Genomic DNA, 8,518 nt, shown 5'->3' on the forward strand with positions numbered 1-8,518 from the left:
CTCCAGAACAACGCGCGCATCGCCGCCCCCACGATGCCCGCGTTGTTCTGGAGCTCCGCCGGCACGATCTCCGCCTTGATCCCCTGGACGTACGGCAGGAACTTCTGCGCTTTACGGCTCACCCCGCCGCCGATGATGAACAGCTCGGGCGAGAAGAGCATCTCCACGTGCGCCAGGTACTTGGTCACCCGGTGGGCCCAGTGCTCCCACGTCAGCTCGCCGTCCTCCCTGGCCTTGCTGGAGGCGCGGGTCTCCGCGTCGTGACCGTGCAGTTCGAGGTGGCCCAGCTCCGTGTTGGGCACGAGCGCGCCGTCGACGAAGAGGGCGCTGCCGATGCCGGTGCCGAAGGTGAGGAGGATGACCGTCCCCTTGCGGCCCTGCCCGGCGCCGAAGTTGATCTCGGCGACGCCCGCCGCGTCCGCGTCGTTGACGACCGTCACCGGCAGGCCCCCGAGCCGCTCGGTGAACAGCGCCCGCGCGTCGAGGTCTATCCAGCTCTTGTCGACGTTCGCCGCCGTACGCACCGTGGATCCGCCGGTCACCACGCCCGGGAAGGTGAGCCCCACGGGCCCTGTCCAGCCGAAGTGGTCGACGACTTCCTTGACGCCGTCGGCCACCGCTTCCGGCGTCGCCGGGTGCGGGGTGAGCACTTTGCAGCGCTCCTCCGCGAGGTCGCCCCTGTCCAGGTCCACAGGGGCGCCCTTGATCCCGGAACCACCGATGTCCACACCGAAGATCTGCATGGCTCCACGTTACGACGCCCCACTGACAGTCACCCGCCCGAGGCCGTCAAGAGCGCCTTCAGGCCGCTTCAGGCCGCTTCAGGCCCGCTCCCGCCACGCTCCGCGACCAGCGCCGCCGCCTCGTCCCGCAGATCCCGGCGCAGCTCCTTCGGCAGCGAGAACGTGATCGACTCCTCGGCGGCCTTGACCAGTTCGACGTCGCCGTACCCGCGCGCGGAGAGCCACTCCAGGACCTCTTCGACGAGGACCTCGGGCACGGACGCGCCGGAGGTGACCCCGACCGTCGTCACGCCGTCCAGCCACGCCTCGTCGATCTCGCTCGCGAAGTCCACGAGGTACGCCTCGCGCGCGCCCGCGAGCTTGGCGACCTCGACGAGCCGTACGGAGTTGGACGAGTTGCGGGAGCCGACGACGATCACCAGCTCCGCCTCCGCGCCCATCTGCTTGACCGCGAGCTGGCGGTTCTGCGTGGCGTAGCAGATGTCGTCGCTCGGCGGCGAGACGAGCTGCGGGAACTTCTCCTTGAGGGCGTCGACGGTCTCCATCGTCTCGTCGACGGACAGCGTCGTCTGCGACAGCCAGACGATCTTCGACTCGTCGCGGACGGTGATCTTCTCGACGTCCTTCGGGCCGTCCACGAGCTGGATGTGGTCCGGTGCCTCGCCAGAGGTGCCGATGACCTCCTCGTGGCCCTCGTGGCCGATCAGCAGGATGTCGTAGTCCTCGTTGGCGAACCGGACGGCCTCTTTGTGGACCTTCGTGACGAGCGGGCAGGTCGCGTCGATCGTGGCCAGGCGCCCGCGCGCGGCCTCCTCGTGGACGACGGGGGCGACGCCGTGCGCCGAGAACATCACGATGTTCCCCGCCGGCACCTCCTCCGTGCGCTCGACGAAGACCGCGCCCTTCTTCTCCAGGGTCTGGACGACGTACTTGTTGTGGACGATCTCGTGCCGGACGTAGATCGGGGCCCCGTACTGCTCCAGGGCCTTCTCGACGGCGATCACGGCGCGGTCCACACCCGCGCAGTAGCCCCGGGGGGCGGCGAGCAGGACACGGCGGCGCGGCGAAGCGGTCATGCGTCCCATCGTAAGGGTGCGTCCGAGGGGTCGGAGATCCACTCGTCGGGGAGACTGTCGGCACGCTACGCGCGCGGGAGCGGAGGTTTTGATGACGGCCACCCCCAAGGACGTCGATACGGCGTCGTTGCGACGCACCCTCGGCTTCCGTGACCTCGTCGTCTACGGTCTGCTGTTCATCGCGCCCATGGCGCCGGTGGGTGTGTACGGCACGCTCGACGCGAAGTCGCACGGCGCCGTCGCCCTCGTGTACGCCGTCGCCACCGTCGCCATGGCGTTCACCGCGTTCAGTTACGCCCAGATGGTGCGCGTCGCCCCGCAGGCCGGGTCCGTCTACGCGTACGCGCGCGTGGGGCTCGGTCGCGGGCCCGGGTTCGTCGCCGGGTGGATGGCCGCCCTGGACTACGTCCTCATCCCCGCCGTCGCCTACCTCTTCTCCGGCATCGCGATGAACTCCCTGGTCCCCGAGGTGTCCCGGTGGGTGTGGACCGCCCTCGCCGTCGTCGTCACGACCCTGCTGAACCTCTGGGGCGTACGCGCCGCCGCGCGCGTGGGGTTCCTCGTCCTCGCGATGGAGATCGTCGTCCTGCTGGTGTTCGTCGTATCGGCGGTCGTCGTCCTCGCGCGGGACGGCGCCGAGCGGGGGTGGCTGTCGCCGTTCACCGGGGACGGTACGCAGGGTGGGTTCGCGTGGTCCGCCGTCCTCGGGGCGGTCTCCGTCGCCGTCCTGTCGTACCTCGGCTTCGACGCGATCGCCTCTTTTGCGGAGGAGGTCACCGGCGGCTCCGCGCGCGTGGCTCGCGCCCTGCTCTTCTGCCTCGCCCTCGCGGGCGTCCTGTTCATCGCCCAGACGTACCTGGTCGCCCTCCTGGAGCCCCTCTCCTCCGCCCAGCTGTCCGCGGACCCGTCCCGGCAGGGTTCGGCCTTCTACGACGCCGTCGAGGCGTCCGTCGGGACCTGGCTGCACGACCTCGTCGCCGTCAGCAAGGCGATCGGCGCGGCGTTCGCGGCGCTCGCGGGGCAGGCCGCCGCCGGGCGCCTCCTCTTCGCCATGTCCCGCGACGGCCGGCTCCCCCGCGCCCTGTCCCGTACCGCCTCGGGCGTCCCCCGCCCCGCGCTCCTCACCTCGGCGCTGATCACCCTCGTCGCCGCGGTCTGGGCCGCCCGCCGCGACGACGGCATGGACCACCTGGTCTCCGTCGTCGACATCGGCGCGCTGACCGCCTTCACGCTGCTCCACGCGAGCGTGATCGGCTGGTTCGCGGTACGCCGCGCGGGCGGGCCGGTGAGTTGGTGGCGCCACGTCGCGGTTCCCGTCCTGGGCGCGGCGATCACGGTCGCGGTGATCGCGGAGGCGTCGGGTACGGCGTTGACGGTGGGGGCGGTGTGGTTGGCGGTGGGATTGGGCGTGCTGCTGGTTCAGCGGGGGCGCGCGAGCTGAGGCAGGCCGAGGGTGAGTGGGCGAGTGCGGGTGCGTTGTGGCTGGTCGCGCAGTTCCCCGCGCCCCTGAGGTTCGTGGGAGTGACTGTGGTTCGTCGAGTGCAGGTCTCGTCGTGGCCGATCGCGCAGTTCCCCGCGCCCCTGGGTCGGTGGGGGTGATCGCTGTCCGTCGGGTGCGGCAGATGGGGATGCTCGTCGCTGCGGTTCCTTGGCGACCGGGGCGAGCATGCCGACCCAGGGGCGCGGGGCTGCATTTGATATGCGGCTACCGCCGCGCGGGCGCGACCAGCCACGACGAGCCCGCAGACGAACAGCCCGCCCGTTGTCAGTGGTGGCCGATACTCTCGGGGCCATGGCTGTCAACACGTCCGCAGAAGCTCCCCTGCCCGTCGGGGAGGTGTCGCGGCTCATCGGGAGTTGGATCGATCGGCTGGGGGCGGTGTGGGTCGAGGGGCAGATCACGCAGCTTTCGCGGAGGCCCGGCGCCGGGGTGGTTTTTCTGACGCTGAGGGACGCTTCGCATGACATCTCGGTCGGGGTGACCTGTTTCCGGCAGGTTTTCGACGCGGTCGCCGATGTCGTGGGCGAGGGCGCGAGGGTCGTCGTGCTGGCCAAGCCGGAGTGGTACGCGCCCCGGGGTCAGCTGTCGCTGCGGGCCGCCGAGATCAGACCCGTGGGGGTGGGCGAACTGCTCGTGCGGCTGGAGCAGTTGAAGAAGGCGCTGGCGAGTGAGGGCCTGTTCGCGGCGGAGCGGAAGAAGCGGCTGCCGTTCCTGCCGCAGTTGATCGGCCTGGTGTGCGGGAGGGCGTCGGCGGCGGAGCGGGACGTGCTGGAGAACGCCCGGCACAGATGGCCGGCCGTCCGGTTCGAGGTGCGCAACGTCGCCGTACAGGGCGTGCACGCGGTCACCCAGGTCGTGCAGGCGGTGAAGGAGCTGGACGAGATGGAGGAGGTGGACGTCATCGTCGTGGCGCGCGGCGGCGGCAGCGTGGAGGACCTGTTGCCGTTCTCGGACGAGCAGCTCGTGCGGACGGTCGCGGCGTGCCGTACGCCGGTCGTCTCGGCGATCGGCCACGAACCGGACAACCCCTTGCTGGACCACGTCGCGGACCTGCGCGCCTCGACCCCGACGGACGCGGCGAAGAAGGTCGTTCCGGACGTCGGGGAGGAGCTGGAGCGCGTACGGATGCTGCGCGGCAGGGCCCGGCGCTGTGTGGAGGGGTTCGTGGACCGGGAGGAGCGGGGCCTCGCACACGCGCTCGCGAGGCCGGCGATACAGGATCCGCACCGGATGGTGGCCGAGCGGGAGGACCACGTGGCGTCGCTGCTGGAGCGCTCGCGCAGGACGCTGGGCCACGTCCTGGACCGCGCGGAGTCGGAGCTGTCGCACACGCACGCGCGCGTGGTGGCCCTCTCCCCCGCGGCGACGCTGAAGCGCGGGTACGCGGTCCTGCAACGGCCGGACGGCCATGTGGTCCGCGCCCCGGACGAGGTGGCGGCGGACGAGACTTTGCGCGCGCGGGTCGCCGAGGGCGAGTTCGCGGTACGGGTGGCACAGGAGCAGCGGGGAGCACAGGAATGACGGACACCCAGCAGGAGACCCTCGGCTACGAGCAGGCGAGGGACGAGTTGATCGACGTGGTGCGCAGGCTGGAGGCGGGCGGTACGAGCCTGGAGGAGTCCCTCGCGCTGTGGGAGCGCGGCGAGGAGCTCGCGAAGGTGTGCCGCCGCTGGCTGGAGGGCGCGCGGGCGCGGCTGGACGCGGCGCTGGCGGAGGAGGACCAGGAGGAGGCGGAGTAACTGGGTGGGGTCCAGGACAAAGGTTGGTTGAACATTGAACTTCTGTGGCGTACCGTCGTACACGTCAACCGGTACGGCGTCCCGTACCCGGACGCGCACCTAAGGAAAGCCACGCATGTCTCTCGTTCTCGACCCCACCGCCCAGGACCTGCTGTTCCGTGAGGCCCACACCGCGAACGCCTTCACCGACGAGGCGGTGACCGACGAGCAGGTCCAGGCGATCTACGACCTGGTCAAGTTCGGACCCACGGCGTTCAACCAGACGCCGCTGCGCATCACCCTGGTCCGCTCGCCGGAGGCCCGCGAGCGCCTGGTGCGGCACATGGCCGAGGGCAACCAGGCCAAGACGCAGGCGGCGCCGCTGGTCGCGATCCTCTCCGCGGACAACGAGTTCCACGAGGAGCTGCCGACCCTGTTCCCGGCGTTCCCGCAGGCCAAGGACCTCTTCTTCGCCGAGCGCCCGGCCCGTGAGGGCTCCGCGAAGGTGAACGCCGCCCTCCAGGCCGCGTACTTCATCATCGGCGTGCGCGCGGCGGGCCTCGCAGCCGGCCCGATGACCGGCGTCGACCTCGAGGGCGTCCGCAAGGAGTTCCTGGACGACGACCACACCCCGCTGATGGTGGTCAACATCGGTCACGCCGCCGAGGGCGCCTCGTACCCGCGCTCGCCGCGCCTGGCGTACGAGGACGTCGTCACGACGGTCTGATCAGCGCCGTAGCCATGCGGAAACCCCCCGGAGCCGGTCTCCGGGGGGTTTCTTCGCGTACAGGTCAGGCCGTCTTCAGCGCGCGTGCCATCTCCGCGAGGCGGTCGAAGGAGGCCGTGCCGGCGACGACCGTGGTGGAGCCGTCGGCGCCGTTCAGGACGAGCGCGTCGTACCGGCCGCCGGTCCAGCGGGTCCACTTCGCGCCGCCGATCTCGTCGGTGACATCGGTCGCCGTGGAGCCCTGGCTCGCGTCGTCCACGAACTGGTCGCGCTTGGCGGACGCGGACTGCTCGACCTGGACGTACTGCCCGTCGGGCGCGCGGAAGCCGAGGTGCCAGGCGTCGGAGTCGGCGCCGTCGAACCGTACGGACGTCGCCTTCCAGGTGTCCGGCAGTCCGACGGGCGCGGTGACCGGGTACGACGCCGCGCGGCGGGCCGTCGCCAGTTCCACCGTGTAGTCGACCCGCTTGAGGTCGGGCTCCCCGTCGTCGTGCGGGATGAAGAGGTAGATGACGAGTGCCGCCGCCACGATGAGCCCCAGGGAGAGGATCATGTCCCGGGCCGACTTCTGCTTGCCGTTCGAACCTGCCACGCCCCCTATCGTCGCAGGTGCCCCCCGCGCTCATCCGTGGGGTCCCCTGCTCATTTTTTCGTACTGGAGTTAGAGTCAGGAGTCAGAACCTCGCCCCGGCCGTCGTCGTATCGGTCAGAAAGGTGCGCCCCGTGTCCGAGCACCATCACTTGCCGTCCGAGCTCGATGTCCCCTCCGAGGCCCCCGACCGCAACCTCGCCCTCGAACTCGTCCGGGTGACCGAGGCCGCCGCGATGGCCGCGGGGCGGTGGGTCGGGCGCGGCGACAAGAACGGTGCCGACGGGGCCGCCGTACGCGCGATGCGCACGCTCGTGTCGACCGTCTCGATGAACGGCGTCGTCGTCATCGGGGAGGGCGAGAAGGACGAGGCGCCGATGCTGTTCAACGGCGAGCGGGTCGGCGACGGGACGGGGCCCGAGGTCGACATCGCCGTCGACCCCATCGACGGGACGACCCTCACGGCCAAGGGCATGCCGAACGCGATCGCCGTGCTCGCGGCGACCGAGCGGGGCGCGATGTTCGACCCGTCGGCCGTCTTCTACATGGACAAGCTCGTCACCGGGCCGGAGGCCGCCGAGTTCGTCGACATCAACGCGCCCGTCGAGGTCAACATCCGGCGGGTCGCCAAGGCGAAGCGGGCCACGCCGGAGGACGTCACCGTCGTCATCCTCGACCGCCCCCGGCACGCGGGCATCATCGACGAGGTACGCCGGGCGGGCGCCCGCATCAAGCTCATCTCCGACGGCGACGTCGCCGGCTCCATCCTCGCCCTGCGCGAGGGCACCGGCATCGACCTCCTCCTCGGCGTCGGCGGCACCCCCGAGGGCATCATCTCCGCCTGCGCCGTCAAGTGCCTCGGCGGCGTCATCCAGGGCAAGCTCTGGCCCAAGGACGAGGAGGAGCGCAGGCGCGCCCTCGACGCCGGCCACGACCTCGACCGCGTCCTGACCACCGAGGACCTCGTCACGGGCGAGAACGTCTTCTTCGTCGCCACGGGCATCACGGACGGCGAACTCCTGCGCGGCGTCCGCTACCGCTCCGAAACCGCCACCACCGACTCCATCGTCATGCGCTCGAAGTCGGGCACCGTCCGCCGCATCGACTCCGAACACCGGCTGCGGAAGCTGCGGGCCTACAGCGCGGTGGATTTCGACCGGGCGAAGTAGGGGCAGCAGGAAGCGCCCTCCGCCGGTACGTCCGTTCCGGAGAGGGCGCCGGTTTTCGGGGTCAACCCGCCTGCGCGACCCTGGTGTTGTCGGCCGCTCGCGTCGCCTTCTTCAGCTCCAGCTCCCGGCGGCGCCTGCGCGCGAGGACCACGCGGCGCTCGGCCGCCGTCAGCCCGCCCCAGACGCCGTACGGCTCCGGCTGGAGCAGCGCGTGCTCGCGGCACTGGACCATGACGGGACAGCGGGCGCAGACGCGCTTGGCGGCCTCCTCACGGGAGAGGCGGGCCGCGGTGGGCTCCTTGGAGGGGGCGAAGAACAGTCCGGCCTCGTCGCGACGGCACACCGCCTCCGTATGCCATGGGGCGTCTTGGTCCCGCACGGGCACCCGCTGGGCCGGAACGGCAGCTACCAGGGACGAATGCGGCGGTTGCAGCACGGTCTACTCCTGACGACGGCTTCGCGAGCGAGAGACGATTGCGAGAGGCGATGCAGCAAGCCCTACCCGCTGTACGCGCACCTATGCACTGAGTTCCGAACCGCGGGTTTCACACCCCTTCACGAGCGTCAACGGTCCAGATGCTTGTGCAAACCGCGATCCACCTTGCGCTGAACCCGATCGAGAATGTCCGCGACGAGGCGCCCGCGCCGGGGTCTGCCCTCCACGCTGCCGAGCACCGCCCAGCCGTCCAGATGCACCACCGGCGCGTTCGGCTCGCCGGAGTCCATCGTGTCGACCTCGAAGCTGCCGAGGATGCCGCCGCCGTTCCCGCGCAGCGAGACGTTCTCCGGGACGCGGACCTCGACGCTGCCGAACACCGCGTACGCCTTGACGACGACCTGCTGGTACTCGAACAGGGCCTCACTGAGGTCGATCTCCACGCTGCCGAAGACCGCGTACGCGTGGATACGGCGCCCCGCGCGCCAGCGCCCGCGCCGGGTGGCGCTGCTGAAGACGGCGACGATGTTGTCGTCCGGGTCGGCCGGGAGCGCGGGGC

The 8,518-nt window shown here is 70.9% G+C and carries 10 protein-coding genes; 5 read left to right on the forward strand and 5 right to left on the reverse strand.

Annotation, left to right across the window (positions count from 1 at the left end; translation table 11 throughout):
* Both ppgK and AOK24_RS07745 read right to left on the reverse strand, forming a co-directional pair.
* Positions 1 to 743 (reverse strand): polyphosphate--glucose phosphotransferase (gene ppgK / locus AOK24_RS07740; protein WP_055719303.1); only part of this gene is annotated, 743 nt, incomplete at its 3' end.
* Positions 744 to 811: 68 nt separating this feature from the next.
* Entirely contained in the window at positions 812 to 1,828 is a 1,017-nt protein-coding gene (locus tag AOK24_RS07745) for a 4-hydroxy-3-methylbut-2-enyl diphosphate reductase (RefSeq protein WP_055719304.1), read from the reverse strand.
* Positions 1,829 to 1,910: 82 nt separating this feature from the next.
* Here AOK24_RS07745 and AOK24_RS07750 point away from each other — a divergent pair, with 82 nt between their 5' ends.
* The 4 genes from AOK24_RS07750 (at position 1,911) to AOK24_RS07765 (ending at position 5,765) form a co-directional block, all read left to right on the forward strand.
* Positions 1,911 to 3,260, forward strand: a complete 1,350-nt coding sequence (locus AOK24_RS07750; RefSeq protein WP_055719305.1) for an APC family permease — start codon at positions 1,911 to 1,913, stop codon at positions 3,258 to 3,260.
* Positions 3,261 to 3,611: 351 nt separating this feature from the next.
* On the forward strand, positions 3,612 to 4,841 hold the full coding sequence (gene xseA / locus AOK24_RS07755; RefSeq protein ID WP_055719306.1) for an exodeoxyribonuclease VII large subunit: 1,230 nt from the start codon (positions 3,612 to 3,614) through the stop codon (positions 4,839 to 4,841).
* Entirely contained in the window at positions 4,838 to 5,059 is a 222-nt protein-coding gene (locus AOK24_RS07760) for an exodeoxyribonuclease VII small subunit (RefSeq protein WP_055719307.1), read from the forward strand. The genes xseA and AOK24_RS07760 overlap by 4 nt, the downstream gene beginning before the upstream one ends.
* Positions 5,060 to 5,174: 115 nt before the next feature.
* Positions 5,175 to 5,765 (forward strand): malonic semialdehyde reductase, encoded by a 591-nt coding sequence (locus tag AOK24_RS07765; protein ID WP_055719308.1) that lies wholly within the window; start codon positions 5,175 to 5,177, stop codon positions 5,763 to 5,765.
* A gap of 64 nt (positions 5,766 to 5,829) precedes the next feature.
* Here the strand turns inward: AOK24_RS07765 and AOK24_RS07770 are convergent, their stop codons facing one another.
* Positions 5,830 to 6,357, reverse strand: a complete 528-nt coding sequence (locus AOK24_RS07770) for a DUF4245 domain-containing protein (protein ID WP_055719309.1) — start codon at positions 6,355 to 6,357, stop codon at positions 5,830 to 5,832.
* Between the two features lie 131 nt (positions 6,358 to 6,488).
* Between AOK24_RS07770 and glpX the strand changes: the two genes are divergently transcribed.
* Entirely contained in the window at positions 6,489 to 7,523 is a 1,035-nt protein-coding gene (gene glpX / locus AOK24_RS07775) for a class II fructose-bisphosphatase (protein WP_055719310.1), read from the forward strand.
* A gap of 61 nt (positions 7,524 to 7,584) precedes the next feature.
* Here the strand turns inward: glpX and AOK24_RS07780 are convergent, their stop codons facing one another.
* A complete protein-coding gene (locus AOK24_RS07780; RefSeq protein WP_079056709.1) occupies positions 7,585 to 7,959 on the reverse strand; it encodes a WhiB family transcriptional regulator in 375 nt (124 codons plus the stop codon).
* Positions 7,960 to 8,087: 128 nt separating this feature from the next.
* Positions 8,088 to 8,518: LiaF domain-containing protein (locus tag AOK24_RS07785; protein ID WP_167376815.1), on the reverse strand; the 431-nt coding region annotated here is incomplete at its 5' end.

Origin of the sequence: Streptomyces niveiscabiei, from assembly GCF_001419795.1 — a bacterium.
GTDB lineage: Bacteria > Actinomycetota > Actinomycetes > Streptomycetales > Streptomycetaceae > Streptomyces > Streptomyces niveiscabiei.